Raw genomic sequence first — 26,647 nt, forward strand, 5'->3', positions numbered from 1 at the left:
TAAATGCTTAAATTATAAAGTTTTAACATTCAAAAAGCTATTATCTGTTTCATAAGAGCAGATAATAGCTTTTGTCTATGTCTAAAGCTTTTTGGCAACGTTGTTTTGATCGAAGTCATCAGAGGATGTGATGATCAGATCATACACACTTTCTAATAAAATTCATACATTATATCTCAAAATCAAAACTAAATCAGCTTAGCCACTTGTAAAAACTTAAGAATCATGGTGGCCATCTCAGCTCTGGTCATTTGATCTTGAGGTGCAATGGCATTATAACGTCCAACGATAATATTGTATTTGACGCAAAGTGCTACTGCTTTTCTTTCATTTGCAGGCATTAGAGCATAATCATCGTAGCCTGATAATAACGCCACGATTTCACTTTCTGTTAAAGATGGATCAAGAGTGGTCCATTGGAATGCGTTTGAAATCAATTGAGCGGCTTCTGATCTTGTAATTGCCGTATTTGGCTTTAATGTGTTCTCAGAAGCCCAATGATCCATAATGCCGAAATCATCTGCTGCAAAGATATACGGATTGTACCATTTGTCTATACTGACATCTGTAAAATGAACGGTTTTTGTCTGGATTGGCAGACCGAGTCCTTTGACTAAGGCAGTGATGTATTCTGCTCGAGTAACTGTATCATCAGGAGCATATTTTTTATTGCCTATGCCACTGACGACTAATCTTGATCCCAATTCATTTACGGTTGCTTTAGCCCAGTGATTGACCATATCGTCAAAAGTTACTGGATTCCAAATCAACGTATATTGGCTGTTGGTTAGGCTGTTGATCTTTGCAACATATTGGCCATCTTGAAGTTTGACTTCTGTTGGCACTGAACGATAGGTGCCGTCATCTTCATACACAATAGCAGTTGTAATTTGACGGCTATCTGGTGTTTCTATAGTTCTGCCGACAAATTTTTTAAATCTTTTGACTTCAACTTCCTTGTCATCTTGGTAGACATGTACTGAAAATTCAACGGGTTCTCCAATGACTTCAGTGATTCCAAATGCTTTCAATTGCTCTGGGAGAGGTTTTGAAACGGTTTTAACCTCTATTTGAGCTCTTACAGTGTCCATATTGTAACTTGACCAGTCAATTGCATCTACAGGTAACTTGTAATTTGCAAAATTTGTATCCATCTCAATTGTGCCCTTGTAAGATTGTAACAAGTTGATTGTCGAACCGTTAAAGGCGCCTATAAATACGTCGCTGGATGTACTGTCCTTCAAGGTTACTACTGGATTTTCTGTCTTTTGTTCTAGTTTTTTCTTGAGTTCTGCTTCGTTCACACTTATGGTGGTTTGTTTTAAATCATTCTCAATCAATACTTTTTGATTGCCGATTTTTTCTTCTATGCCATCCACCCAAACACTTGCACCATCTTCTTCTTGAGTTGTTTGATCAGGCACAGATGGCGCAGGGTCAGAAGGCGTTTGATCAGGCTCATCTGGATCATCTTTATCCTCAAATGGTTTGACCTTGTTCGAAACTGTGGAAGCACCTGTGCCCACAGCGTTAAAAGCACTTACTTTAAAAGAGTACTCTACGCCATTGGAGAGCTGGTCTACCACTATGGCAGAACTTGTCGTTGAATAAGTGCGCGTTTCATTTGTCGGTAAAATCGTCACATGATAACCTTTTAATGGACTGCCGCCGTCATCTGTAGGCTTTCCAACTTCAAGTCTCACCGTGCTATTGCCTTCTTGTGCTACGACGCTATTAGGTGCACTTGGAACGGTTACATAGAGTAAATAAGCTTCATTGGAATTAAGGCCTTCACCCGTTATATTTGTTGCAGCTATTTGGAAGGTATAACCTTTGCCTTTATCCAAGTTCTGTAGAGTAATTGTCGTTTGCGTTGATGGCACAACCTGAATGGCTTGGCTGGAGGTTGTCTCAGTTCTCGCGTAGATTTTATAGTTTTCAGCTTTATCCACTGCTGTCCAAGATAGCGTAACGCCATTATCAGAAATGGTCGGCGCACTCAAAACAGGTGCATTTGGAAGTGGTGGCATCGGTTTGCTCGAAACGGTTTGAGAGAGTTCGCTGTCAAGATCTACACTCTTTGCTGAAACTCTAAAGTAATAAGTCTGACCGTTTGTAAGTCCATCAATAGAAGCACTTGTTTGATTTACAGTGGCATCGACTACTTTTATTGCGCTTGAAGTTGTGGTTATCGTATCTGTGCTGACGTATATCTTATAACCAGTTGCATTTGAAACTGGAAGCCAAGACACTTCTACTTTTTCATCTCCAGGTGCTGCAGATTGAATGACTGGTGCATCAGGTTTGAATGGGAGCACTTCAAAAGTTTTAATTTTTTCAGAACTGTCAAGAGCCATACTGGAAGCATCCGTGATTGTTGCTGTGTAGGTACCAGGGGCTGTTGTCAATGTGGTTTCCCATTTGCCTGTTGATGTCACTGCAACGGTCTTTGAATCCTTTGATATAGTGACCTCAGGAAAAGATTTGACATTTGTCGAATAATTTCTAATGGTGGTGAGCTTGTATCCGCTTTGCGTTTCAAAATTAAAAGTGAGCGTTTCTTCTTTTTTAACAGACGTTTTATCCACTTTAAGTGCTAGAGGCGTCGCTATAGAAGCTTCACGTGGTAAGCTGTCTGAATCGGTCCAATTTTTCTCAAAGTAGAAATAATGAGAAAGGGGTTTGTCACGTATAATGCTCACGACTTTATAAGGCATCAGTAAAACATCGTCATCTGTTTCATAAAGTCTGTAGGCAGTTTTATTCTCAAGTGGTTTATAATCATTGTAAAACGTAAGCAAATACAAATTCATGTCAATGGGTACCTCAGTTGCTGGATTGGATCTTAGATAGAGGTAGTCAAATACGGTATCACCGTATTCAATTGTGGGTTGTCCCACATTATAGATTTTACTCAAATGGTCAGAATGTGGCATAGTAAAGCTATCTGCAACTGTTTTGGTAAATAATTTATCAGGGGCATAAATATAGATATTCTCATCACCGCCGATTTCACCGCTAATGCTTATTGCAAACTCTTCTGGCAATTGAGCATTATCCAACCAGAATTCAACTTCATTAGGATGTGGAACGTTCGTGTTGGCGTCGATATCATATATACTATTGCCAGTTGTCGGATCTAGTACATAGAGCTTTTTAATAGTGCTCAATGTCGTCGATGCATCATCTTTAGTTTTCTTGATCCTCGTGTATAAATTTCGATTGTTGAGATCCATCTGTATCATCTGTATTTTACCAGATTCAAGGTCAAGTGTCTTGATAACAGATGTACACTTCCATGGATCATCACCTATGAGACCGAGATCAGCGTAAAAGACAAGTTTTTTAGCATCTGTTGTTGTGATCGAATATGAGTCACTGTATCCAATGAACAGGAATTCTGGTGAACTGAGGGTGACTTTAGAGCCATTGCCATCATAGATACTGGTTGAAGTAACTCTGGTTCGGCTCGTCAGGTTCATATGGACCATTGCCTTTCCTGTTGGGATGACCACGATCACACTGGTTTCAATAGAATCTGAGATCAAATATTTCAACGAACCATCCAAGACAAGGTTAGAGAAAGTTACTTCCCCATTTGCGTCAGTAGTTGCAGAAGCGACCACCGTGTGTTGATAATTTTTCACGGTAAGGTCTACGCCGGGAATCACAGCATTAGTATTGGGATCTCTAACAGTTAATGTGACATCTGCTGTAATTGAACTTGAACCAATTTGGTCCTCGCTTAAAATGAGACTATCTGAGCTGATTTCTTGACCGCCGACCATGATTTTAACGGCAACATCATAGGGTTCGATGGCAGATTTTACAATCCATTGATTTCCCAAATACAATTCGCCCGCGCTACTCTTGACAGCATTTTCTAATATGTCCGCTGTTACTTTCCCAGAAGTGTAGAAAGTCCTTTGAGTGCCAACGGTGCTATTGAGTGTTAAAACAACGGTTCTATCGCCGTCGTATTGAGCGGCTACTTTGTTGACAGAAGTATTCACATAGTTGGTATACCCCGAAGCATCGTTGTAGGATGCACTAAATAAATCTGGATTTAAAGCATACGACGTATCCAATGCTTGGTTAAAGACAATTCGGATTTGTCTATTTTCGTCAAACGTTATCTGATCGACTTCAAGGTATGTTTCGATAGCATATGATAACGTCATGTGATTGCCAAGCAGTGCTAAACTCATTAAGAGCAGTAGTACGCTCAGTTTGGATATTTTTTTGAATAGGATTGATATTATGTACCTTTGTTCCATAGTGACCTCCATTCACTCCCTCGGATGTGATTTAGGGAAATTATTCCTGAGAAGATGTTAAATCGTATAATTCGTGTACAAAAACATTATACCATTGTACTGAAATCAATACAATTCGTGTTGTTCACTTTATAGAGAATTTTACATCGATTTTACATGGTTACCATTAGAAGCAAGTAATTTATATAATTTGAAGACCATGTTCGAATCAAGACCTTCGGACAAGTCAATGACTTTCGGACAAATTGTGAACTGAACCTTGTCATCTAAACGCCATTTTGAGATAATAAGTAAAATCAATCATTTGGAGGATGAGACATATGGAGAAGTGGCGTAGAATTGCTTTGAGAGATAGGATTCTGTTGATTTTAGTCGTAGTGGTATTTTTGATCGTCAATAAAGTACAAGCAATATTTCCGTTAGAAGCTGTGTTCTATTTAGGCGGATTTGTAGGTATTATGCTTTACATAGGTTATATTAACACAAGCATTTACGATCTTAAATTGAGGGTAAAGGCACTGGAAATGGTAGTAAAAAGAGGTTCGGAAAGTGAAGTTGAAGAAGATTCATTAGAGTGAAATCGTAGTTTCAAGTTCGAGATTGCTTTTTCTAAGATGTTCTAAAAGATCATAGCGTTAATAAAGTCAAACTAGAGTATAAACTAGAGTCCCAACACCTTATGCAGGTCACTCAGCAGGCGTCTCGCTGAGGACTTGTGATCGAAAGAAAGGTGTTGGGACTTTATCTTTTAAGCCAATAAAATTGAGATTGCTTTTGACTAGGAAGGAACTTTACATCAACTATGGATTAAATTATACTATTAGGTAAGTTCATGGGATGGTAAAAGTATAATTAAAATCATTTGAGGGGCATGTGGTTAAAGTGAAATCTATTAAGGTTAAACATTTTATAATCTATATATTGATGCTTTCTTTTTTAATAGGACATCTTTCTGTCTTAACATATTCTGAGGATGAGCGCAGTGATCTAAAAAAGGTGATTCGAATAGGGTTTGACCCGGCTTTACCACCGTATCAATTTTATGAAGCTGGCACATATCAAGGCTTTCTAATTGATTTGACAAAATCGATTTTTAAAGAACTCGATGTAAGTGTCACCTTTGTACCACTGCCCTATGAAGAATGCCTAAAGAAGTTTAGAGCACGTGAGATTGATATGATTTTGGGATTGAGGTATAACAGCGATTTAGATGAATTGCTTAATTTTAGTGACAGTCTTGTGAATTCAACAATTTCCATTGTCGTGCCCAAGGCAAATGAAGCCAACATTCAAAAAATCATAGGCAAATCCACCGTGCTTATTGCTGTGGAAAGAGACTCAGCAGAATTTGAATACGTTAGGAATATCAAAAAGGCCAATTTTAACAACACATTTAATCAAGAAGCGGTTGTGGATCTAATGATGTTAAAGCGTGCTGATATGATGATCGGCGTGAGGCATGTGGCTGAGTATTTACTTGAAAAAAACAATTTGACAGAGATGTATTCGTTTAACAACAGTTATGAAACGCCCATTGACTATTATCTCGCCATGAATAAGTCCGAAGATACTCTGTTAGTAAGGTTTAATGAAGCATTGAAGCGTCTCAAACTGGATGGCGAATATGAAAAAATGTATAATGTCTGGATTGATGATAAGAATTTAGCAAATCAAAAAAAGTTTGAACGATTTATGAAAATCATGGGTTTTGGACTGGTGCTGGCACTATTTGTGATCTTCATAGCAGGGATGATCAGTATCCAACTGAAGAAAAGAGTAGACGAGAAGACAGAAGAATTGAGCGAGACCAATAAGCAACTTGAAAATAAAATCGTTGAAATCAAAAACTCCAATGAACTCAAAAATCTCATATTTGAAAGTAGCCCTAGAAGTATCGCCATCTTTGATAAGAGCTATAAGATCTCTGCAATGAATGAACCGGCTTTGGCACTTTGCAAATTGACGGAGATTCCAGTGGGTACAGATATTTTTACGTTAAAGCCACTAAGTGAGATGATAAAAAATGGTATTGAGCGCGTCATCAATTATGGTGAGTCCTATTCAGAAAAAGAATTTGAAACGATAACAGGGGGGATCAAATTCTACTACAGATACGTGATTTATCCCTTGATGAACTCCAGTGGTGGCATCATTACCATTGAAGATATTACTGAAGAAAAACTGTTAAAGGAACAAGTGGTTGAAAAAGAAAAAAATCGTGTTCTATTGCGCATGATTTCTGGTATTGCACATGAAATTAGAAACCCGATGACATCTATCAAAACCTATGTTGAATTATTGCCACGTAAAAAAGACAATATTGAATTTCAAAAAAAGATCGCAAGTGTGGTTCCAAATGAAGTGGAACGCGTGAATAAACTCATAGAGAATCTAATCGACTATGTCAAACCCAAATCTAAAAATGTAGAACGTGTGAATATTCGATTGCTCGTGGAGTATTGTGCGGTTCTATTTTCGCCAACATTAAATGAAAACAATATTCAGCTGAACGTTTCAATTGAGAAGGGGCTGATGATTATGGCGGACAAAGACCAGATGAAGCAAGTGTTCATCAACTTGATCTTAAATGCAATTGATGCCATTATTGAAGCGCGTATACAGCACATAGAATTTTCAAATCAAATCACAATAGAAGCACACAGAGAAAATGATCTTGTGAGCATAAATGTGATGGACAACGGTGTGGGGATGACCCAAGAGGAAGTTTCGCTGATATTTGAACTTTTTTATACCACAAAAGTCAAAGGGAGTGGGATTGGCATGCCACTCTCAAAGCAAATGATTGAAGACAATGGGGGACAAATTAAAATAGAAAGTCAAAAATTTGAAGGTACAAAAATAGGGTTGTTATTTAGGGGGACGTTTGATGAACAAGAAGATATTGATAATAGATGATGAAGAGGATATTTGCTCATCTCTTGAGTTTGCACTGGAAGATCTCTATGAGGTGAAGACCACTGTACTGCCTCAAAAAGGGCTTGAATACTTAGTAAAAGAGAACTTTAACTTGGTGCTTTTAGACTTGAGAATTGGCAATGTAGACGGTATTGATCTTCTAGAAGAGATTAAAAACATCGATAAGACGATTCAAGTGATCATTATGACTGCATATGGCACAATTGTTTCCTCAGTGGATGCGATTAAAAAAGGCGCTTTTACCTACTTGACAAAGCCGCTGGATTTAGACTTGCTTTACAAATCAATTGAGCAGGCTTTAGAACTTCAAAGAAATCGAGAAACGGTTCGATTTGAATACGATGGTAGCGGCGAATATGCCTATCACAGTATTCTTGGCAAGAGTGCTGTTATGAAAGATGTCTTTAGCTATATAGAGAAATTGAAAGATGTAGATACCAGTGTGGTGATTAATGGTGAAAGTGGCACGGGTAAAGAACTCGTTGCAAGAGCAATCCATTACGCGGGCAAACGGAAAGATAAGAGATTTGTAGAAATCAACTGTGCAGCTATACCAGAAGGCCTTCTCGAAGAAGAACTCTTTGGACATGTCAAGGGCACTTTTACGGGTGCAGTAACCGATAAAATCGGCAAATTCGAATATGCAAATGGTGGCACGATTTTCCTAGATGAAATTGGGGATATGCCCTATCCTTTACAGGCTAAGCTTTTAAGAGTCTTGCAGCAAAAGGAATATACCCCTTTAGGGTGTAATGAACCCATTAGTCTCAATGTGAGAGTTTTAGCAGCGACCAACCAAAACCTTAAAAAGATGGTGGAAGAAGGCAAATTCAGAAGAGACCTCTATTTTAGGCTCAACGTGATTGAAATTCAGTTGCCTCCTCTCAGAGAGAGAAGATCAGATATCCCCCTTTTATTACAGCATTTTATTCAGCTTTATAATAAAAACATGTCCAAAAATGTAGAGGGACTCTCTAAGAAAGCAGAATCTCTTTTGCTGGAGTATCATTATCCTGGAAATGTAAGAGAACTGGCCAACATTATGGAATGTGCAGTGTTATTATCTAAAGACAAGATAATAGAAGTCGAAAATCTGCCGATGGAACTCCGAGAGAAAAAGGAACGTGGTAGAGACACTTTAGACCTCACATTGGGGATGAAAATAGGGACGAAAAACTTAGTGGGTTTAACCCTGCAAGAAGCAGAAAAAGAGCTCATCAGTGCTGCGCTAAAATTAAACAAGGGGCATAAAAAAGCCACGGCGACGATGCTTGGCATCAGTGAAAGAGGGCTTAGAAATAAAATTCAAGATTATGGTCTCAATTAAAATTATTGAGGACATAAAAAGCGGCAAAAAATGCCTTGCGGCAAAAATTGCCGCTTTTTTTTTGGCATATTTTGCAGATGCGTAAATCATTAAAATCGATGGAATGCTTGTAATCTCTGAAATGTCTATGACATGTGATGTAAATGGGGCGTTGGCATCATCTTTGCGATATATAGTTTTGATTAAAAAATTATGGGGAGGACTTCCATGTTCAAAAGTAAAATTTCTAAATTAGGTGTCTTAATTCTAACGGGGGCGTTAGTGTTGACGGCGTGTTCAAGTAAACCAGCGGAGCCAGCACCAGCAGCAACACCAGCAGCAGGAACTGAATCACAAGCTACTAGCGAACCAACACTGGATAGAAGCAAGTATTTCGTCACAGTGGCGACAGGTGCAACCAGTGGTCTTTACTATCCTATTGGTGGTGCGTTCTCAAGCGTATTCCAAAATAAATTGGGTTATAAATCATCTGCTCAGGCAACAGGTGCATCTGTTGAAAATATCAACTTGATTCTCACTGGTGGCGCTGAGATGGCTATTACCATGTCGGATTCAGTTGCTCAAGCGTATGATGCCTTTGGCGCTTTTGAAGGCAAAGAACCTGCAAAAGATTTAAGATGTTTGATGTCGCTTTATCCAAACTATGTACAACTGGTAACAACAGATAAAAGCGGGATTACTAAATTTGAAGACCTTAAGGGTAAACGTGTGGGCATTGGCGCACCGAACTCAGGGGTTGAACTCAATGCGAGAATGATGTATGAAGCGCACGGCATGACTTATGAAGACAGTAGCGTAGATTACTTAAACTATGGTGAAGCTATCGATCAAATGAAAAACAATCAAGTGGATGCCGTATTTGTAACCAGTGGTATTCCAAACGCAACGGTTATGGAACTGGGTACAGCTGCTAAAATCGTGATTATTCCAATCGAAGGCGAAGGTCTTAAAAATTTAATTGCTAAATATCCATTCTTTGTTGAATCTCAAATTCCAGCAGATGTCTACGGCACTGAGAAAGATATTACAACTGCAACCGTTAGAAATATCATGCTTGTGAGCAAGGACTTACCGGATGAGGTGGTCTATGACTTGACAAAGGGTATCTTCGAAAATATCGCGGATATCAAAGCGTCTCATGCAACTGCTGAAAAAAATATTTCTCTTGAAAACGCCAAATTAGGCGTTGGCATACCTTTCCACCCAGGGGCACTTAAATATTACGAAGAACAAGGTATAAACTAGATTATGAATCAGAAGGATATGAAGGGAAAGCCTGAAAGGGCTTTCCCATCTCTAAAAAAAGGCATTGCATTAATTCTCATAGGGATGATTATACTAGGTATTTTTATTTGGACTCATCAGACATTAGAGCTCGTCATCTCTCATCAGGAAACTGGAGAGGTTTATTTGACTGCGCCTGTGGCAACAGGCGATTTATTGACCTATGAATGGATTCATTCTTTTGAGCATATTCCTTGGTACGAAGATTTTAGAATATTAGGAGAATCCAGTCTCGATCTCGAAGAGATCAGAGTGGCTGGTTTTGGGGCAGGAATCCCAGAAAACAAGGGGATTGTTACAGTAAAAGAGGGCATGGTTTATATGTCGGACATCCACGAGCACTTCCAAAAGATCGAGTGGATTAATTCACAAACGGCAAATCAATATATTGCAATTAATAATGAAACCATTATTAGAGGTACGGATTTGCCCCATCATGAACCCATAGAACTGAAAATTGAGAGGAGGTTTCAATTATGGCGAAAGCCTCAATAAAGAAAGAGAAAAAAACATCACCTGAATCGGTTAAAAACCTCGAAGGTGCTATGGACGCTCAACAACAAGAACTATTAGAGAAATTTGACAAGGAATCTAAAACGCGTAAGTTTGATAATAGATCCATTTCAAAAGCAATTTACTGGTTGGCAATCGGGATTGCACTTTATCACTTTATTACTTCATTTATAGGCTATCCTGCAACACACTTGCACAGATCACTTCATGTGGCCATGATGCTTGTAATGGCATTTTTTCTCTATCCGGCAACTGAAAAATCAAGTCGCAAAACCATTCCTTGGTATGATTATATTCTCGCATTGATGGCAATCGTAGTGGCGGTCTATGTTTGGTCAGATTATATCAACTTCATCAATCGCATGGGGATGCCAAACACTATGGACATTATCATAGGAACGATGCTGATCTTCCTCGTCATGGAAGCTTCCAGACGTATTTCAGGATGGCCACTTGTGATTTTAAGTATGCTGTTCTTAGCATATGGTCTCTTCGGGCAACATATGCCAAGTATCTTTATGCATAGAGGCTATACATGGGCGAAACTTGTAAACCATGTATTTATCAATACGGAAGGTATTTACGGTACATCTGTAAATGTGGCGGCAAGCTATATTTTCTTATTCATTTTATTTGGTGCTGTCATGAACAAATCGGGTATGGGCCAGTTCTTTAATGACATTGCACTTGCACTTGCAGGGCATACTAAAGGCGGTCCAGCTAAAGTAGCGGTTATAGCAAGTGGTTTCTTGGGCAGTATCAATGGCTCGGCAGTTGCGAATGTCGTCACCACAGGTGCGTTTACGATTCCACTTATGAAAAAAACCGGCTACAGCGATGAGTTTTCAGGGTCAGTTGAGGCCACTGCTTCAGTGGGCGGACAGCTTTTGCCGCCAATCATGGGAGCAGCTGCGTTTATCATGGCGGAAATGCTCGGTGTCAAGTATAGTATAATCGTTGTCAGTGCTGCAATTCCAGCGCTTCTATACTATTTGGGAATCATTGTTCAAGTGCAGCTCAGAGCGTCAAAGAACAATCTGGTTGGCATTCCAAAAGAGGAATTGCCAAAGGTGAAAGAAGTTATGAAGGCAAGGGGACACTTGCTAATTCCGATTATTTTCTTGCTCTACATGTTGCTATTCAGCGGTAAAACCGTTATCTTTTCCGCATTCTGCACGATTATCGTAACGATTGTGGTGAGCATGTTTAGAGCAGAAACACGTATGAGTTTTAGAGACATTTTAGACGCTTTTGAAGAGGGGACAAAATCAGTTGTATCCGTTGCAGTTGCATGTGCGGTGGTGGGTATTATCATCGGCGTTGTAAGTTTGACTGGATTTGGCCTCAACATGGCAAATGCAATCATTCAATTAGGACACACCAGTCTTTTGGCAACACTTATGCTGACTATGGTCACTTGTATGGTTCTTGGCATGGGTTTACCTTCCATTCCAGCATATTTGATCACAGCAACCATGGCAGCGCCTGCACTTATCCAACTTGGCGTACCTGCAATTGCGGCGCATATGTTCGTGTTCTACTTTGCAATGTTTGCCAACATTACACCACCAGTTGCGCTGGCTTCTTTTGCAGCAGCGGGTATTTCAGGTGGAGATCCTATGAAGACTGGGATTCAATCTGTAAAATTAGCATTGGCAGGGTTTATTGTGCCTTACATGTTCGTCTATAATACGGGCTTGTTATTGATCGAGACCACACCATTTGTAGCAATAAGGGTAACCATAACGGCAATCATTGGCGTATTTATGATCGGTATTGCAGCAGAGGGATACTTGAAGGGCAAGCTCAATCCAATGATCCGTGCCGTCGTATTCGCAGGTTCTCTTTTGTTGATTACAGAAAGTGTCACTCAGGACATCATTGGGCTCTCTATTTTCATCCTTCTAATTGTCGTTCAAAAACTTAAAAGCAAGCAAACAGAAACGGCTTTTGAATAGATTTTCTTTAACCACTTTACTTTAAAGCGCTCCTTTGTCATGACCGATTAATCGATGACAATGGGGCGCTTTGTGATGTATTATGAAAATTTGTGTTGGATTATGAGAGTTTAATCTTATACTTGTCATATGTAACTCGAATAAAGGTTTCTGCAAGGGTGGTATGCCCAGTGATTTTTAATAATTGAATGCTCATGTTCAGAGAAGTCAAGTAGCGTTTGTTGCCAATGAGGAATTGGGCGATCCCCTTTCGATACAAGAGATGCGGCAGTGCATACGAAAGATAATGTGTCTGGCAGAATGCAATGCCCTTATCTGAAAAAAAAAGCGCTTTTCGATGCTCGTTTAAACAGTGATAATTGTAACTCAGGTTGTAGTAGCATTTGAGAATTAAGAATTTTTCAGTATCTTTGTGAGCAATATTATTGAGTGTTTTCAAGCAAAAGCGTATCATTTCGTTGGAGAGCTCGTATTCGGAAAGCATACTTTCCACAATACCGAGCATGAGTATAATTCGGATTTCAAATAGAGAATACTTAAATTGTCGCCAGCTTTCAAAACGGAAGGTAGGCCGATCAATCGAAAGCGCTTTGAGGAAATAGCCAAGACTCTCCGATGTCTTTTGACAATTGAGGGTTTCAATGCCTGTAATAAACATTTCATATTGTTCAATGAGACCGTGAATCAGTTGAATGGAGTTGGTGTCCATTTCCATTTTTAAAGTATCGAACTGTTTTTTTATTCTTGAGAGCGCTTCAACATCATTATTATAGATGAGGCCGTCGATTTTTTGATTAAATTCATAAACGTGTCGGGATTCCCGATAAAATGTGAGCAGGGTTAATAAGTCTTCTTTGTAGAGATATCCCAATATTTCGAGGGTATCGTATTTGGGAATGACCATGCCCTTTTCTATTTTATAAATCGTATCTTTGCTCAGTCCTGTATGGACAGCTACTTCTATTCTCGTAAGGTGCAAAGAAGATCTTATTTCTTGAAGTTTCATACCAAAGCAAGTGAAGTCAATTCCCGGAATCATGTAATCCTCCTGAATTATGATTTGAATCATATTGATAAGTATAACCATTATTATACAATTAAATCGTAAAATGTAAAGAAAGTTAGAGCGATAACAGTCAAAAGAGAATCAACGGTCATCCCTATGATGTCGTTTGTGGAAAGTATGCAATATAACATAGGGCTGATGATTTATGCGAAGCTGATTTTTGACATTTTAGCCTAAAAGGAGGTGAAAAGAAATGATTAAGAAAGTTCTGGCGATAAGTCTGCTTATGTTGATGACGACAAGTGTTGCTTTTGCAAATGGGGAAGACATTCCAAGATTGTACTCAGCGCCAATGATCGCTCATGTGGTGGCATTTTAGAGTATTTTTAAAAAACGTAGAGGAGGATAAAAAATGGATATCAATTTTCATTATTTTGCAGTAAAAGCTTTGACTGTGAATGCGGGTTTTAAGGAAAGTGATGCACAACTCATATCAAGCTACTCTCAATTTGTGGACGATTTTGATACGTATCGCTATTTGTATTTTACAGATGTACCGCAGTATGCACAGTATTTGGCTACAAAATTACCTTATGGATGGTGTTTTAATCCAGTGACTACGGGATTTAATAGTTTCTTTGATTACGCGAGGCTTTCTATTCAAAGAAATCAAAAACGCATTTTGATTCCGTTTCATTTTATACCAAAAGTTGATTTGAGTTATGTGCCTGAAGATCGAAAAGAATACCGTGTTGTACCAGTAACTTTAGATCAGAGCAGCTTGCTTCAGGGACTCTTACGTGATGCGGCCAGTGCCTATAAAGAATTTTTAAATAGAGAAGCCATCATAAAAATCGGAACCTTACTTCATATTTTTGCAGATACATACGCACATCAAAGGTTTTCGGGGTTTTGGAACTGGGAAAATCACGCCTATTTAGAGAATGTTGTGAACAACATAAACTATGAGACCATTACAGCATCTTACAGTCCAAATAAATACTATTATGTGCCTTCGATAGGTCATCCTAATGTAAACACGGCCCCTGACGATAGTAATGTCAGCTTCACAATACAACAAAAGTTTGAAGAAAAAGAAAGTTTTCCTTATAAGGCAACTTACTCTAGAAGCAATGTCCTAGAATTTTTAAAATGTTCAAGAGTTATACTCAACTACTTAAGGGATTGCAGGTCACTTGGTCCAATTTCTGATGATGAGTGGGAGATTCTCTCAAAAAAATTGGAAAAAGGTTTTTTAACAAGTGAGAAAAATCCAGAAAAGCTCAGCGCACATTGGGCATCTATATTTCCTGAAATCACTTTCAAATATAGCAAAACGGATTTATTGACGAGTAATTTATCTGTGGAAGCCTCCTCCGATGAGCGATTGAATGCAATTGAAGATCCAACAGAAAGGCTCATGGCGGTGTTTAATAATGTTGAGATCAGTGATACCCTTATCAGTGGGAGTAATGATGATTTCTTTAGGTTTAATGTGATTGCCGATCATATTAGAAGAGCGGTTGATCCAGCTTATCAAGGTGATGAAGATTTTATGAAGTATAAAGAGGAATTGACTTTGAAAGCAGATAAAATACTAGATTCAGAAGGGAGATAGATCTATGTTGACTTGTATATCACAGGTTCAAAATAAATTAGTAAACGAAATCGATAAATCTTCAGGCGTTCTTCAACATGATTATAGCAATCCTTTACACTATGATTATATATTAGAGTCTTTTGGAGGCGAAAAACATCTTTCTGAAAAATATCCTGCGTTTTTAAAAATGCTTAGGGCCTCAAAACAGGAGCATACACTTATGAGGCAAGGTGGCAATCAAGCGGTAGCTGTATTGAGTGAAAAAGATGGATTTAGAGATAATGTCTGTGTAGACTGTGTAAACTTCGATCCTGTGGATGTTATGTCCATTGCAAAAGCAGACTTTATTGAAGATAAACCCATCATCGCTATTTCAGCGCAGTTGATTGATAAATCAAATGATCGACTGGAAGATGTTATCAATGTCTATGGAGAAGATGAAATCAGTAGATTTGAAGGTATTATGAAAAAATTGACTTCTGAATTGATTCGGTCGGAAGATAGAGAATTTAAAGTTGTTGCTGACTTCCATTGGATGAATGAAAATGAAAATGGAGCGCCTACAATGGCATCTGCAACCGCAATGTACGATGATTTGAAAGTATATGGCACCAATACGATTGTTTCAAATTTTGTGGTAAATGACCCAATGCCTAAACATAAGCCAACGAGGGATCATGTGGTTGTGGTATACAACAGGCAGGCACAAGTTGGAGATGACTATGACTACGCGTTTAACAATAACAAAGAGGGCGACTTTGTCAAAGTTTTCTTGCCGACTTCTGGGACGGTTACGGTGAGCAGTGAATTTGAAGTGTTGTCACTTAATAAAGATTATGGCTATCGTCTTGAAATTCAAGACTTGAATAAAGGCGTTGTGTTCTATTATGCTGGTGTTGACACAGTTACGAGTTCGGTTTCCACAGATAAGAAATCCATTACATGGCGATTTTTAGACAATTGGAACAATAAACTCAATGTCTCAAATTTCGGGGCTAAGACAACAGTCAATATCTATAATCGCATGGGCATCGATGTAAAACATAAGTCGGGAATGATCATGACCGTTCCTGTGGTATTCCAGAGTAATGGTTCCAAAAGTCAAGATAAATCATCCATTTTGTCAAAACCTATAATGATTCAATGGGGCTGTCTTAGCAAGGCAACTCAAGTGCTTATGTCTGACCAAACTTATAAAATCGTCAGCGATATCCAAGTGGGTGATTTGGTTTTAAATGAAAAAATGGAGATCGTTCAAGTTAAGGACATCTATACAGGCCACGAGGAGATGATGGTCTTTGTCGAATCTATGAAGGGCAAGAAGATCCGTGTTACGGCTGGGCATCCCGTGTGTACAGCACGCGGCTTTGTAGCGGCAGCTCAATTGACGGCAGGGGATAAGCTGGTTACGGTAGATGGCGAAGAAGATATTGTAAACTTACGTGTAGAACCTTATAATGATAAGGTTTATAGTTTAGCTTTTGAAAATGAGAGTACAATTATCTGCGAGGGTATTCATGTGGGTGATTTCAGTCATCAACAAAACCTTAAAGAAGAGGAAATGCCTAAAAAAGTGGTTAAGCGATCAGAAGCTTGCAATTTAGCACGAAAAGAATTTAAAATGGTGTTTGATGAGCTCGCTCAAAAAAATAAAAAATAAGCAGAGAGAAAGGGGCTGTCGGGAAAATACCTAATTAACCTCTGAAAAACAATAAACATGAAGAAATGCTAGAAATGAGGCTTACGTTGAGTCCTTTCTAGCATTTTTTTATCTCATCTTCACAAGATACATGATGCTGTCCGTAGAAAACCGCGAATCTAAGGATGAACGCTCACTAGGTGAACTATTCCTGCTTCTCTCAGATGAGCTTTCGGATATAACATGGGTTCAGGCTTTTCAGACGTTACTTCAGTTTTTCAATGAACTGCTAATCGCAGATTGCAGCTTGCCGGAAAACAAAATCAGCGAACAGCCCTTTTTAATTTGTTTGATTTAAAATAGGATGTTATTTGGGCTAAATAGGACGGTTTTTGTGCCAAATAGGCCAAGTGGATAGAATTAAGTATAATTATATGATAGAGTGATGAAATAATAGATATACTATTACATATATTTTGAGAATAAATAGAAACCATATATGAAAATGGTTGTAAAAAGTAAAAATAGATAATGCTGCAAGACACAGTAAAATCATAAAAATTGTGCTTATTGTGCTCGTGATTGTTTTGTATTATTAACGGCGACGCTTCTTTACAAGATACTTTGCTAATATAAATTTAAATTGTCAAGGTAATCGTTATGGGCGTGTAGGACGATCATTTTTTTGGGTGCATAGACTCTTGGAATGTCGTTCTCACCACAAAATGAAAGCGAAGAGAAAAGGACTAGAATTATAGATGAAATAGTGAGTAATGTTGTTTGTCTCATAGGGAACCTCCTTAAAACTGACTTTTGACACTCTAACCATTTATTCTAATTTTATATGAAGTTCTGTATATTGAAACCCAATTTAAATTTGGTAGAAAGGTGCTTGATATGTTTGAATCATATGATACAAAGTCATTTGGCGTCTATATAAGAAATGTAAGAATTTCTTTAGGGTTAACGCAAAAGGACGTTAGTAGATTAACGAGAATCAATAGTGAGACACTGAGAAAAATGGAAAACGGCATGACAATTCCCAAATTTGAAACTTTAGAGTATTTATCTGTGGCATATAAACAAGATGTTTTGGCAGTATTTACTTTTTTTAGAAAAGATCAAGAACTGTATGGCCTTTATAAAGATTTGGATTACATTATTGTTTCTAATGAACTTGAGCGGCTCAATGATTTTCAGGATAACTTGAAGGCAATTGAAAATGGGAATGAAAAAATAGTTTTATTCAATAACAACGAGATCGATCAATTGAAACTGATTACTGAGGGTATTAAATTTTTAAATTTGGGATCAAATCATTATCAAGACGCTCTAGACATTTTGAATCAGGCTATACATAAAACTTTGAAAGGATTCAAAGTGGATCGATTTGAATACTTTAAATACAATCAAATAGAAAAGCGGATTTTATTGTTATTAGCAGTTACTTATGCAGAGCTTGGAGAATACGAATTTTCAAATGAACTGCTTATTTTTCTGATGAATATCAGCAATGGCAATCAATTCATGTCACAAACGGATTTGTTTATGTACATCAAAATAATTTTTAATATTTCATATAATTATCATGAATTGGATCAGTTTGAAAATTCTTTAGAGTATGCAACAAAAGGGATTGAGTTATGTTTAAAAAATGAGACCACATATTTGTTGAGTGGCCTCTTATTCCGACGAGCAGTTTCTAAAAAGAATCTTCGATGTCCAGATTCAGAAAGTGATTTTAAAAAGTCTATTGAATTACTCAATGTGATGGAACATGAAGTGTTGAAGAAAATATATATAGATAAGGCAGCTGAACTGTATGGGTATACAAATAATCCAATTTGAATTGAATTTGAAATTTGATATCATGAGATAAGCATTGAGCATTATTAGAGTTCCTTATTAGTGGAGATACTCGCTATTCTTTTAGATAATAAAGATTTCCGTATATCTCAAGCTATTAGTGGCGATGAGAGATATGTTTCAACTCTTGATAAAGCAAATAATATCATTACTTCTGAAAGATATTCTATCAGCAAAGGAACCTTACAGGCTTCTGCTGTTGTTGATCTTAAAGCGGAAACCATTACTGACAAAAGAACTAGTATGGCTGCTAGTACTCGGTCTGTAGTTGCTTCAAAATACACTCAAAGTACATACTCTTATGAATATACCGATGATGATCCTAAATAATGGAAATTGGTAAGGGCAAAATATGCAAACGAGAGCAACCCTGGTGGATACTATTTTAAGACAAAACAAACGACTACAAATGCGAACAATTTAGATGAATTCCGAAAGACTGTAAACTCTATAAGTTCTGCTGAAAGTGAACTCATTGCACTGGTTGGAACCTCAACTTTCTTTGCAGGATTTGCTACTGGATTTGCTGTTGGTTCGTGTGGAACTGGATTTGGAGTTTCATTAGCGGCATATATTGCAGCTGCAGGTTTTGGTCTTACTGCACAGCAAAAATCAAATTATATTGGTGAGTTACAAGATACCACACTTTCAAGGTATATTGATATTAAAAATCAATCTTCAATTTACATCTAAACATTAGGATATTGCTAATACTGAATATTATATGAAGAGGGGAGTAGTTGTTTGAATGAAAGATATTGCTCTAGTTCTTATTTTTGCGGGTATTATTGTTGGTCTTTTTGCAGGCCAAATAGATAACGCTGCAAAACACAGCAATATTGTGAAGATTTCACTTGTTGTATCAACAATTGTTTTAGCTTTGTTTACAGCAAGTATTCTTTACAATATTCTTAAATAGAAAGAAGGCTTTTTTAGAGAAAAAGAATATGTAATTTGCTATTCTTATAAAAAAGCTATAGATTATTATTCCTCATACACTGCAATTGGAGATTTCTGAATTAATAGAAATGGATTATATTAAAGCAGATATGCCGTAAATGTCAAATTTGAAAGGTGTTATTGCAAAATACCCCTCAAAATAAAAAGGGACTGTAACAAATTACAGTCCCTTTTATCTTATTAACCCTGAATTATTCACGAACTCTTGGTAATTGATCAAAATGCTAAAAAGAAGCTTTTTTTTAAGAAGCCTTGGGCAATATTGAGTCAATTTCTTGTAATATTGTTATCTGTTTTTTACATGCGATTTTAATGAGATCAGCTCTAATCGAGAGCATTCGGCACCCTCTTCTATCTTTTGGAAGTACAATTCTTTTCATAATGTTAATGAGATTATACGTTAAAGCCTTAATTATGGTTTTCACTGCATTTAAAATAAATGAAGTATGGGATACAGACGACATGAAAAAGTGGTACTTAAACTTTAACACAACTTTGGGGCTCTTTCTATTGAAATAAAAGTAAATGATAAGTCTGGAATAACAAGTTTAGAAACTAATGTTGAAGATCAAGCGTTTATTGCTTCAATAAATTCAATTATCACGGAAAAGTATTATCTTAAACAACCCTTATATCATGTCTATAGCAGGAACGAAATTGATTATGAACTGACGAGTTATAACATGAATGAATCTAATGAATTTAAAATGCGTTACAGAATATTATTAAATGTGGACGAAGAAAGCAATGTTGTAAACCGCAGCAGGATTGATGTAACCAGAATGGGTAGTGAAATTGAAAGTAGATTTGGTAGTTTTTCAGTGTTTTTAACGGATGAACAAGTAGAGGCATTGACAAACTGTATTCATAAACGGTAAGGGTGAGATATGGTATTGATGTTTCGAGGATACTAAAAGCAATACCATTTGCAATTATGCACTTTGGAGATTTTGCAAACAAGCTTTTTCTTACACAAATAACCCAATTTGAATTGGGTTGTCTATCTGGTCGTTATTGATAAAATAGTAATTACATAATGATATTGCAATATATTTATGAATCATTTGTTTCAAAGGTTATTTACACAAAATAGAGTAAAGATCAAAGTATACTTAGTTTGGCCAGCTCAATATGAGTGTGGTCAACAAAATGGAAGGAGAAAGATATGTTTAAGTTAATTAGAAAACAATTATCACTGGTTTTAATGTGCTCAATTATCGTGTTATTCAATATGGGACCTACATTTGCTGCGCCAGAAGATTATACGTTAGTGGATGACGTTCAATCAAGACAAGTTGTACAACCTGGTGGAGAAGCAACTTTCATTTTTACCGTACCTGATCCAGACCAAAGAGCAATTCATGTGCGTAGCACTGATAGCGCTGTAATATCAAAACTTGAGCCAATAGGGAATGATTACTTTCAAAAATATATAGGGTTGAATTCTGGTATAAGTAATCCTTCTAATCTGTATGGATGTCATTTCATACCTTATGTACAATATATGTTGACTGTAACACCAGTAGATGCATCTCGACCTGTAACAATAATGGTAGACATGAATAAGGGAGGACCTTCAACTCTAGTAAATGTGGGGTCGCAAGATGTCATAGAAAAAAATATGACATCAGGTGGTCAGAGGGAATTCTTTAGTTTAGGTTTTGAAAGTAGCGGTTTGTATGCAATTTCAGTATCATTTTCTGGCGATGCTTACGCTGTATACACGGATTCAACAGATTCTAATAACTCACAATCCTGGAATTTGTCTAACAGCTCACATACTTTTATGGTCAATGTAAATGCAGCAAGTTGCTATAGTAACACATACTCCTTGGGGATTGTAAATAACAATTTGCCAGGACAGGGGAGTGGTTATTCAGTAACGATTCGTAAAATGTATTAAGAACTCAAGCGTATTTTAGATTAGAGAAAAAGTCTGCATTAAAGTGCAGGCTTTTTTTATAAAAGTGAATGCCATATACAGTTGGATACAATGAGCTAACATTTCATATCAATCCACTTGAATAGTTGTAAAATTCTCTATAAAATTAAAATGGAAATAAAAGACGATGGTGGTGTTGATTCTTTTGATTAAAATTGCTATTTGTGACGATGAAGAAACGATGCTTTTAAAATTAAAAGCTCAGATCAATATCTATATGGAACACCAAAACGATAAGTTTCAGGTGTTCTCTTTTTTAAGTGCTGAAGTACTGCTTAAAAGTGATATCCTATTTGACATCATTTTTTTGGATATACAATTAGGAGGCCTTACGGGCATGGAAGCAGCTCAGAAATTAAGAGAGAGGGGTTCTGAAAGTTTTATCATTTTTATTACGGCACTTAATGATTATGTTTACAATGCTTTTGAAGTGGAAGCATCTGATTATCTACTAAAACCTGTGGGGGCTGCTCGTTTATCTCGTACAATGGATCGCATTTTAAATTACATAGAACGAAGAGGCGAAAATAGACTCATCATAAAAAAAGAATCTTCGTTAAAGACCGTCCGGTTTGAAGATATCTTATATTGTGAGGCAATCAGTAGAAAGATTTTTGTTCACACGAAGCGTGGGCAAATTGATTATTACTTCAAAATTGGGGAACTCGAAAAGCAATTGGGATGTGATTTTTTTAGATGTCACAGGAGTTATTTGGTTAATCTCAAGTATGTGTGTGGTTATGAAGATGGCATGACAATATTAGAAAATGGTGATCAAATTCCAGTTTCAAGACTCAGACAACAGGCATTTGCAAAAGTAGTTCTAGACTATATGAAAGCGGGGCGAAAATAATATGGGCAATCTGAGTTTTCAAAGTATAAATTTTGATTTTATCTTCTTTTTTTGTTTTCTTAATGGTTGCTTAGCAGTCTTAGAGCTGTTTTTTTTCAGTGAATTTTCACAAAGCGCATTTAAGCCATACCACTATTTTTTTTATGTATTCACGATTTACTTTATATGTTCAGTAGAAGTGAATTTTAGGGTTTCATTCCCTGTGGCCACTATTTTAGAGCTTTTAGTTCTATTGGGATATGGCTATCTAGTTTTAAAGTGTCCACTTGCGCTAACAGCAGTTACAGCAATTCTTGCAATAAGTATCATGCAAGTTGTAAATGGTATTTTCCAGTCAATAGGAAGTATTTTATGCGAAGCTGCATTTCCACATGTAACTTTGGTTTTAGTTATCTGTAGTTTAATGGCGTTGGCAGTAATCTATTTTTCTTATCGATATGTAATCAAAACTTTTAGGATAAGACAGAGCATATCAACACATTATATTGGGCTTTTATTGCTCCCGATCTTATTTATTCTACTTGTAATTCAACATATATTCATGACTTATGGCAGTACCATAATTGTAAATTCAGATGGCAGAAGAATTTTCCCAAATATAAATGATTGGGGGATGCTGTTGATACAAGTTTCGGCTTATTTTTGCTTGTTTGCAGTCGTATTTGCCTATCGTAAATTAGAGGACAACTTTGAATTACAGACCCAAAATGCTCTACTTGAGCAACAAGTTAATACGCAAACGCATTATATGCAAGAAGTTCAAATGCGTTACGATCAAACGCGTGCTTTTAGACATGATCTTAAGAGCCATTTTATGGTGTTGGGTAGCCTTATAGAGAGAACGGAGAATCAGAAAGCGGTAGCCTATTTGAACAAGTTAGACGTTGCAAAGAATACCTTTTCTTTTCCTTGCCAAACGGGCAACATGGTCGTTGACCTTTTGCTAAGTGACAAACTAGGGTTAGCCCAGCAAAAGGGCATTAAAGTTGAATGTAATATGACAATACCTTCTGAGAGCATTATAGATGACATGGATTTGTGCATTGTCTTTTCAAATGCGATAGATAATGCGATTAATGCTTGTGAGTTTGTGGAAGAGAAAGAATCTTATATTATAATTTCTGCAGTCCAAAAAGGCCGATTTTTTATGATTGAAATTGAGAACAGTTGTAATGAAGGGCATAAAAAGGGCACTGGAACAGGGCTTGGACTTAAAAACATCAGAGCTGTAGCCGAAAAATATAATGGTGCAGTAAGTGTGGATCATGAAGTAGAAAATTTTAAATTGAACGTTCTTTTGCTCATTTAGAGACATTCAGATTACATTTGATTACAAAACCATTGAATGGATAAACACTGTTAAATATACTTAAACCAACTAGAAGTATAAAGGAGGTTTGAAAGTGAATATAAACGGTTTAAGGTCAATATCCCATCAGAATTCAGTAGGCAATAGTTCAAAAGACGTGGAACAAGCTATCCAAAAGTTAGAGCAGAAAAAAATAAAACTTGAACAAGACAAGGCGAAGGCAGAAAGTCCTTTTTCTACAGCACCCAGTAAAGAAGCCGCTGAAATAGACAAAAAAATAAAAGAAATAGACAAGCAAATCCAACAGTTGAAAGCAAAAACAATAATGGCAGCTGATGGTCAGAAGAGACAAGCAGTGGTTATAGATAAGGACAAAGCACCTGAAAAAAATCAATTTGATAAATTGACGCGTAGTGATAAACAACTTGACTCGGATGAAAAAACTACCTCGGACGAAAAATCTATTTCTGGTGTCTATAATGTGAAACTAGATGAAAACGGTAAACAAGTAATCGCTCTAACACCATTTCCATCTGAAAAGAAAGAGATGGATCAGTGACCTTTATCTTAGAGAGACCCCCTTAATTTGCATAATGAGGTTTGCACTTTATGATATAATATAGCCAAATACAAATATGAAAGTGAGCTCATTTTGGAAAGAAAAAAATTTTTAGCAGCAATTATTGCAATGTGTGTACTCATAGTTTTCTTGTTGGTGATGGGATCTTCTATAAAAGAGCAGTTTAATAATCAAGTGTATAAAACGCTTATTGCAAAGGTGCGAAATGAAGCGCTTCCGGCAAATATTGAAATTATTGAAAGTGTTGAATCGAAATCAGATAATGTAACAGGGACTTCTTTCTCAACAGGCTTCAGTGGTGTGATTATAGGAAATGAAGGTGATACATATTATGCGCTTACAGCCAAACACGCTATTTTGGAAGAGAACGATTCTGAAGATACGGAATATATCATTATAGGCTATGATGCTTTAGATATGAAAACATTTCTGAATTCAGGGGAAAAGTACATCGGTTCAACAGAATACTATCAGCCTTTTCCTAAGGCTGAAATTGTATACTCAAATGATTCATACGATTTGGTCCTAATTCGTTTTACAAGTGAGGCAGAGTATTTGGCTCTGCCAATTGCAAGTGAACCCCCAAAGGCCGGTGAGACGATTGCCTCTATGAGTAATCCAAACGGTGAACACAATGAAATTACCATAGGGAAAATCAAACGTGGAGAGCGGGTTAGGTTCAATGATGATGCGGGTAAAAACCAATATCCAATGATGACACACACAGCTTTTTGTGATCAGGGCAGTAGCGGCGGTGCTTTGCTGAATCAAAATTTAGAAATCGTGGGCATTGAGCTCGGTGGCAATGAAAATACATTTAGAAGATTTATTTCAGGCATGATGATGCCCAGTGATCGAATACTTGAATTTCTAGAGGCATCAGGATATGAAATTAAGAATTAATGATGTTATTTTTTTTGAAAATGAGGTTAGAATAAAGAGATTTGTTTTTAAGCCCAGATTATAAGATGAGATGATGGACCATCTGCTAGAGTTAAATAGCAGATGGTTTTTATATGCCCGAGTGAAACTCTAAGTTAATTTAAATACCTTTGTTAGAGTTCACCTTGTTGCTCTAATATAGCCTCTGTGGACAAAGCTTCATTTAATGCCGCTGAGTCTTGACTGTCTTTAGGTGCTCTTAATTTTGGCAGTAAATACAACGGCATATAAAATGCGGCTGCAACTAGGACACCGCAGATCACATCTAAGATGGCGTGTTGTTTAATAAATAGCGTTGAAAGGCAGATCATTACAGTCAAAACAGAGGATGCCAATAAGCCGTATTTTTTTGTTTGAAACGCTTCTGAATTGTGAAGACTTGCGTCTATAGCGATTGAGTTTATAACATGAATGCTTGGACATACGTTTGTAGGTGTATCTGTGGCATATAAGAATTGCACCAACAAAGAATATGGATCATGATTTGTAATGACAGGTCTTAAATCTTGAGCATTGGGAAAAAACATATAGGCGAGATATGCAAAGGACATGCCGCCACCTATAAATATAATGACTTTGTAAAAATCCTTTTTAGAATGGATGCCCACATAGATAACACCATAGATCATATAGGGGAACCAAAGCAGATAGGGAATGACAAATTCCTTAATAAAGGGAATTTTATCATCCAATGCAGTATGTATGATATATTGAGGCACTATTGTCATTTCTAAATATTTGAACCATACGAGGATAGGAATTAACAAGAGACAGAAATAAAAATGTTTATTTTGTGATAAAAATTTTTTGATGTTTTTCATAATGTGCCGTCCTTTGTTCTATAATTCTGTAGATGTGTAAAATATTATACCATATCATAATTGGAGTAGGGGATAATATTTTTTATCTAAATGCATTGCAAGATATTGTTAATATATGGTAATATTAAGGGGTCTCCTTTTGCGAATTATAGCTTGACGATATAAAGAGACTTCTCCTTAAGTTTAATCGTTTTCATTTAGGTTACAGATTATGATATAATACTTTTTATTTAAAGTGTAAAGCATAATCTTTAATTGAGAAAAATTTATAAGATGGAGAAGTGAAAATGACTTTTAAAATACTCAAAACAGATAATCAAAACGAAGACTTTATAGAACTGACTCAGTTATTAGATCAAGCGCTTCGCGAGCGCAATGGAGAGTCTCAAAAAGAGTATGCTCAATACAATAAGATTGATTATATAAAAGATGTGGTGGTTATTTATAAGGATGATACGCCACTGGCTTGTGGTGCATTTAAGCGATTGGATGCTGATACAGCGGAAATAAAACGCGTATTTGTCAAAAGTGATTTTAGAGGTCAGGGCATCTCTAAAGTACTGATCCGTCAACTTGAAGAAATGATCAAGGCGCAAGGCTATAAATTTGCAGTACTTGAAACCGGTATAAGGCAAGTTGAAGCAAAGGGGCTGTATACGTGTATGGGCTATGAGATCATTCCCAATTACGAACCCTATGTTGGGATGGTAGAGAGTGTGTGTATGAAGAAATGCTTTTAGACTGAAGGGGGCATCAAAATGCTCATCAAAGTGTGCATTTTACAGATTGAATGTGATTTATCTTGATAAAAGACTTGTTCAGGTTAACAGAAA

General features: G+C 36.9%; 25 protein-coding genes. 20 read left to right on the plus strand and 5 right to left on the minus strand.

Annotation, left to right across the window (positions count from 1 at the left end; genetic code table 11):
• Positions 1-188: 188 nt before the first annotated feature.
• On the minus strand, positions 189-4,277 hold the full coding sequence (locus tag ISU02_RS08175; RefSeq protein ID WP_194701322.1) for a fibronectin type III domain-containing protein: 4,089 nt from the start codon (positions 4,275-4,277) through the stop codon (positions 189-191).
• A 320-nt stretch (positions 4,278-4,597) separates the two neighbouring features.
• Here ISU02_RS08175 and ISU02_RS08180 point away from each other — a divergent pair, with 320 nt between their 5' ends.
• From ISU02_RS08180 to ISU02_RS08205, 6 genes are all read left to right on the plus strand, one after another.
• Complete coding sequence (locus ISU02_RS08180) at positions 4,598-4,855, plus strand: hypothetical protein (protein ID WP_194701323.1); 258 nt, start codon at positions 4,598-4,600, stop codon at positions 4,853-4,855.
• Positions 4,856-5,150: 295 nt separating this feature from the next.
• Positions 5,151-7,193 carry a transporter substrate-binding domain-containing protein gene (locus tag ISU02_RS08185; protein ID WP_194701324.1) on the plus strand — a complete coding sequence of 681 codons (2,043 nt, stop codon included), beginning with the start codon at positions 5,151-5,153 and terminating at the stop codon, positions 7,191-7,193.
• Positions 7,165-8,541 (plus strand): sigma-54-dependent transcriptional regulator, encoded by a 1,377-nt coding sequence (locus ISU02_RS08190; RefSeq protein WP_194701325.1) that lies wholly within the window; start codon positions 7,165-7,167, stop codon positions 8,539-8,541. Before ISU02_RS08185 ends, ISU02_RS08190 begins: the two co-directional genes overlap by 29 nt.
• Positions 8,542-8,748: 207 nt before the next feature.
• Positions 8,749-9,786 carry a TAXI family TRAP transporter solute-binding subunit gene (locus ISU02_RS08195; protein ID WP_194701326.1) on the plus strand — a complete coding sequence of 346 codons (1,038 nt, stop codon included), beginning with the start codon at positions 8,749-8,751 and terminating at the stop codon, positions 9,784-9,786.
• A 3-nt stretch (positions 9,787-9,789) separates the two neighbouring features.
• A complete protein-coding gene (locus tag ISU02_RS08200) occupies positions 9,790-10,320 on the plus strand; it encodes a DUF1850 domain-containing protein (RefSeq protein WP_194701327.1) in 531 nt (176 codons plus the stop codon).
• Complete coding sequence (locus ISU02_RS08205) at positions 10,302-12,296, plus strand: TRAP transporter permease (RefSeq protein ID WP_194701328.1); 1,995 nt, start codon at positions 10,302-10,304, stop codon at positions 12,294-12,296. Before ISU02_RS08200 ends, ISU02_RS08205 begins: the two co-directional genes overlap by 19 nt.
• Before the next feature lie 100 nt (positions 12,297-12,396).
• Here the strand turns inward: ISU02_RS08205 and ISU02_RS08210 are convergent, their stop codons facing one another.
• Complete coding sequence (locus tag ISU02_RS08210; RefSeq protein ID WP_194701329.1) at positions 12,397-13,335, minus strand: helix-turn-helix domain-containing protein; 939 nt, start codon at positions 13,333-13,335, stop codon at positions 12,397-12,399.
• Positions 13,336-13,555: 220 nt separating this feature from the next.
• Between ISU02_RS08210 and ISU02_RS24120 the strand changes: the two genes are divergently transcribed.
• Genes ISU02_RS24120 through ISU02_RS08220 form a run of 3 tightly spaced genes read left to right on the plus strand, consistent with a single transcriptional unit; the run spans position 13,556 to position 16,562 of the window.
• Positions 13,556-13,681, plus strand: coding sequence for a hypothetical protein (locus ISU02_RS24120; RefSeq protein WP_267459419.1), 126 nt, complete (start codon positions 13,556-13,558; stop codon positions 13,679-13,681).
• A 33-nt stretch (positions 13,682-13,714) separates the two neighbouring features.
• On the plus strand, positions 13,715-14,920 hold the full coding sequence (locus ISU02_RS08215) for a DUF6765 family protein (RefSeq protein WP_194701330.1): 1,206 nt from the start codon (positions 13,715-13,717) through the stop codon (positions 14,918-14,920).
• 4 nt (positions 14,921-14,924) lie between these two features.
• A complete protein-coding gene (locus tag ISU02_RS08220) occupies positions 14,925-16,562 on the plus strand; it encodes a Hint domain-containing protein (RefSeq protein ID WP_194701331.1) in 1,638 nt (545 codons plus the stop codon).
• 606 nt (positions 16,563-17,168) lie between these two features.
• Here ISU02_RS08220 and ISU02_RS08225 read toward each other — a convergent pair.
• Entirely contained in the window at positions 17,169-17,330 is a 162-nt protein-coding gene (locus tag ISU02_RS08225) for a hypothetical protein (RefSeq protein ID WP_194701332.1), read from the minus strand.
• Positions 17,331-17,438: 108 nt separating this feature from the next.
• On the opposite strand from ISU02_RS08225, the gene ISU02_RS08230 reads away from it, so the two are divergent.
• From ISU02_RS08230 to ISU02_RS08245, 4 genes are read left to right on the plus strand one after another with little or no spacing between them, the layout of a single operon-like run.
• Complete coding sequence (locus tag ISU02_RS08230; RefSeq protein ID WP_194701333.1) at positions 17,439-18,389, plus strand: helix-turn-helix domain-containing protein; 951 nt, start codon at positions 17,439-17,441, stop codon at positions 18,387-18,389.
• Between the two features lie 60 nt (positions 18,390-18,449).
• Positions 18,450-18,737, plus strand: coding sequence for a hypothetical protein (locus tag ISU02_RS08235; RefSeq protein WP_194701334.1), 288 nt, complete (start codon positions 18,450-18,452; stop codon positions 18,735-18,737).
• Between the two features lie 6 nt (positions 18,738-18,743).
• Positions 18,744-19,100 (plus strand): geobacillin-26 family protein, encoded by a 357-nt coding sequence (locus ISU02_RS08240; protein WP_194701335.1) that lies wholly within the window; start codon positions 18,744-18,746, stop codon positions 19,098-19,100.
• 55 nt (positions 19,101-19,155) lie between these two features.
• On the plus strand, positions 19,156-19,326 hold the full coding sequence (locus ISU02_RS08245; RefSeq protein ID WP_194701336.1) for a hypothetical protein: 171 nt from the start codon (positions 19,156-19,158) through the stop codon (positions 19,324-19,326).
• A 283-nt stretch (positions 19,327-19,609) separates the two neighbouring features.
• Here the strand turns inward: ISU02_RS08245 and ISU02_RS24465 are convergent, their stop codons facing one another.
• Entirely contained in the window at positions 19,610-19,858 is a 249-nt protein-coding gene (locus tag ISU02_RS24465) for a transposase (RefSeq protein ID WP_194701337.1), read from the minus strand.
• Positions 19,859-20,074: 216 nt separating this feature from the next.
• Between ISU02_RS24465 and ISU02_RS08255 the strand changes: the two genes are divergently transcribed.
• From ISU02_RS08255 to ISU02_RS08280, 6 genes are all read left to right on the plus strand, one after another.
• A complete protein-coding gene (locus tag ISU02_RS08255; protein WP_194701338.1) occupies positions 20,075-20,245 on the plus strand; it encodes a hypothetical protein in 171 nt (56 codons plus the stop codon).
• 287 nt (positions 20,246-20,532) lie between these two features.
• On the plus strand, positions 20,533-21,270 hold the full coding sequence (locus ISU02_RS08260) for a hypothetical protein (RefSeq protein WP_194701339.1): 738 nt from the start codon (positions 20,533-20,535) through the stop codon (positions 21,268-21,270).
• A 184-nt stretch (positions 21,271-21,454) separates the two neighbouring features.
• Entirely contained in the window at positions 21,455-22,162 is a 708-nt protein-coding gene (locus tag ISU02_RS08265; protein ID WP_194701340.1) for a LytR/AlgR family response regulator transcription factor, read from the plus strand.
• A 202-nt stretch (positions 22,163-22,364) separates the two neighbouring features.
• Positions 22,365-23,471, plus strand: coding sequence for a sensor histidine kinase (locus tag ISU02_RS24285; RefSeq protein WP_194701341.1), 1,107 nt, complete (start codon positions 22,365-22,367; stop codon positions 23,469-23,471).
• 94 nt (positions 23,472-23,565) lie between these two features.
• Positions 23,566-24,030 carry a hypothetical protein gene (locus ISU02_RS08275; RefSeq protein WP_194701342.1) on the plus strand — a complete coding sequence of 155 codons (465 nt, stop codon included), beginning with the start codon at positions 23,566-23,568 and terminating at the stop codon, positions 24,028-24,030.
• Positions 24,031-24,123: 93 nt separating this feature from the next.
• On the plus strand, positions 24,124-24,954 hold the full coding sequence (locus tag ISU02_RS08280) for a S1 family peptidase (RefSeq protein ID WP_194701343.1): 831 nt from the start codon (positions 24,124-24,126) through the stop codon (positions 24,952-24,954).
• Between the two features lie 152 nt (positions 24,955-25,106).
• On the opposite strand, the gene ISU02_RS08285 is transcribed toward ISU02_RS08280, so the two are convergent.
• Positions 25,107-25,814 (minus strand): phosphatase PAP2 family protein, encoded by a 708-nt coding sequence (locus ISU02_RS08285; protein WP_194701344.1) that lies wholly within the window; start codon positions 25,812-25,814, stop codon positions 25,107-25,109.
• Between the two features lie 287 nt (positions 25,815-26,101).
• On the opposite strand from ISU02_RS08285, the gene ISU02_RS08290 reads away from it, so the two are divergent.
• Positions 26,102-26,554 (plus strand): GNAT family N-acetyltransferase, encoded by a 453-nt coding sequence (locus ISU02_RS08290; protein ID WP_194701345.1) that lies wholly within the window; start codon positions 26,102-26,104, stop codon positions 26,552-26,554.
• Positions 26,555-26,647 lie beyond the last annotated feature (93 nt).

Source organism: Fusibacter ferrireducens, from assembly GCF_015352425.1.
In the GTDB taxonomy this organism is placed as follows: Bacteria; Bacillota; Clostridia; order Peptostreptococcales; family Acidaminobacteraceae; genus Fusibacter_A; species Fusibacter_A ferrireducens.

Excerpts from the sequence above, each read along its gene's own strand:
- ISU02_RS08245 (WP_194701336.1), top strand. The coding sequence starts at position 19,156 with ATGAAAGATATTGCTCTAGTTCTTATTTTTGCGGGTATTATTGTTGGT.
- ISU02_RS08175 (WP_194701322.1), bottom strand. The coding sequence starts at position 4,277 with ATGGAACAAAGGTACATAATATCAATCCTATTCAAAAAAATATCCAAA.
- ISU02_RS08195 (WP_194701326.1), top strand. The coding sequence starts at position 8,749 with ATGTTCAAAAGTAAAATTTCTAAATTAGGTGTCTTAATTCTAACGGGG.
- ISU02_RS08260 (WP_194701339.1), top strand. The coding sequence starts at position 20,533 with ATGTTTAAGTTAATTAGAAAACAATTATCACTGGTTTTAATGTGCTCA.
- ISU02_RS08255 (WP_194701338.1), top strand. The coding sequence starts at position 20,075 with ATGCGTTACAGAATATTATTAAATGTGGACGAAGAAAGCAATGTTGTA.
- ISU02_RS08205 (WP_194701328.1), top strand. The coding sequence starts at position 10,302 with ATGGCGAAAGCCTCAATAAAGAAAGAGAAAAAAACATCACCTGAATCG.
- ISU02_RS08225 (WP_194701332.1), bottom strand. The coding sequence starts at position 17,330 with ATGAGACAAACAACATTACTCACTATTTCATCTATAATTCTAGTCCTT.
- ISU02_RS08180 (WP_194701323.1), top strand. The coding sequence starts at position 4,598 with ATGGAGAAGTGGCGTAGAATTGCTTTGAGAGATAGGATTCTGTTGATT.
- ISU02_RS08230 (WP_194701333.1), top strand. The coding sequence starts at position 17,439 with ATGTTTGAATCATATGATACAAAGTCATTTGGCGTCTATATAAGAAAT.
- ISU02_RS08200 (WP_194701327.1), top strand. The coding sequence starts at position 9,790 with ATGAATCAGAAGGATATGAAGGGAAAGCCTGAAAGGGCTTTCCCATCT.
- ISU02_RS08220 (WP_194701331.1), top strand. The coding sequence starts at position 14,925 with ATGTTGACTTGTATATCACAGGTTCAAAATAAATTAGTAAACGAAATC.
- ISU02_RS08215 (WP_194701330.1), top strand. The coding sequence starts at position 13,715 with ATGGATATCAATTTTCATTATTTTGCAGTAAAAGCTTTGACTGTGAAT.
- ISU02_RS24120 (WP_267459419.1), top strand. The coding sequence starts at position 13,556 with ATGATTAAGAAAGTTCTGGCGATAAGTCTGCTTATGTTGATGACGACA.
- ISU02_RS08290 (WP_194701345.1), top strand. The coding sequence starts at position 26,102 with ATGACTTTTAAAATACTCAAAACAGATAATCAAAACGAAGACTTTATA.
- ISU02_RS08190 (WP_194701325.1), top strand. The coding sequence starts at position 7,165 with ATGAACAAGAAGATATTGATAATAGATGATGAAGAGGATATTTGCTCA.
- ISU02_RS08285 (WP_194701344.1), bottom strand. The coding sequence starts at position 25,814 with ATGAAAAACATCAAAAAATTTTTATCACAAAATAAACATTTTTATTTC.
- ISU02_RS08210 (WP_194701329.1), bottom strand. The coding sequence starts at position 13,335 with ATGATTCCGGGAATTGACTTCACTTGCTTTGGTATGAAACTTCAAGAA.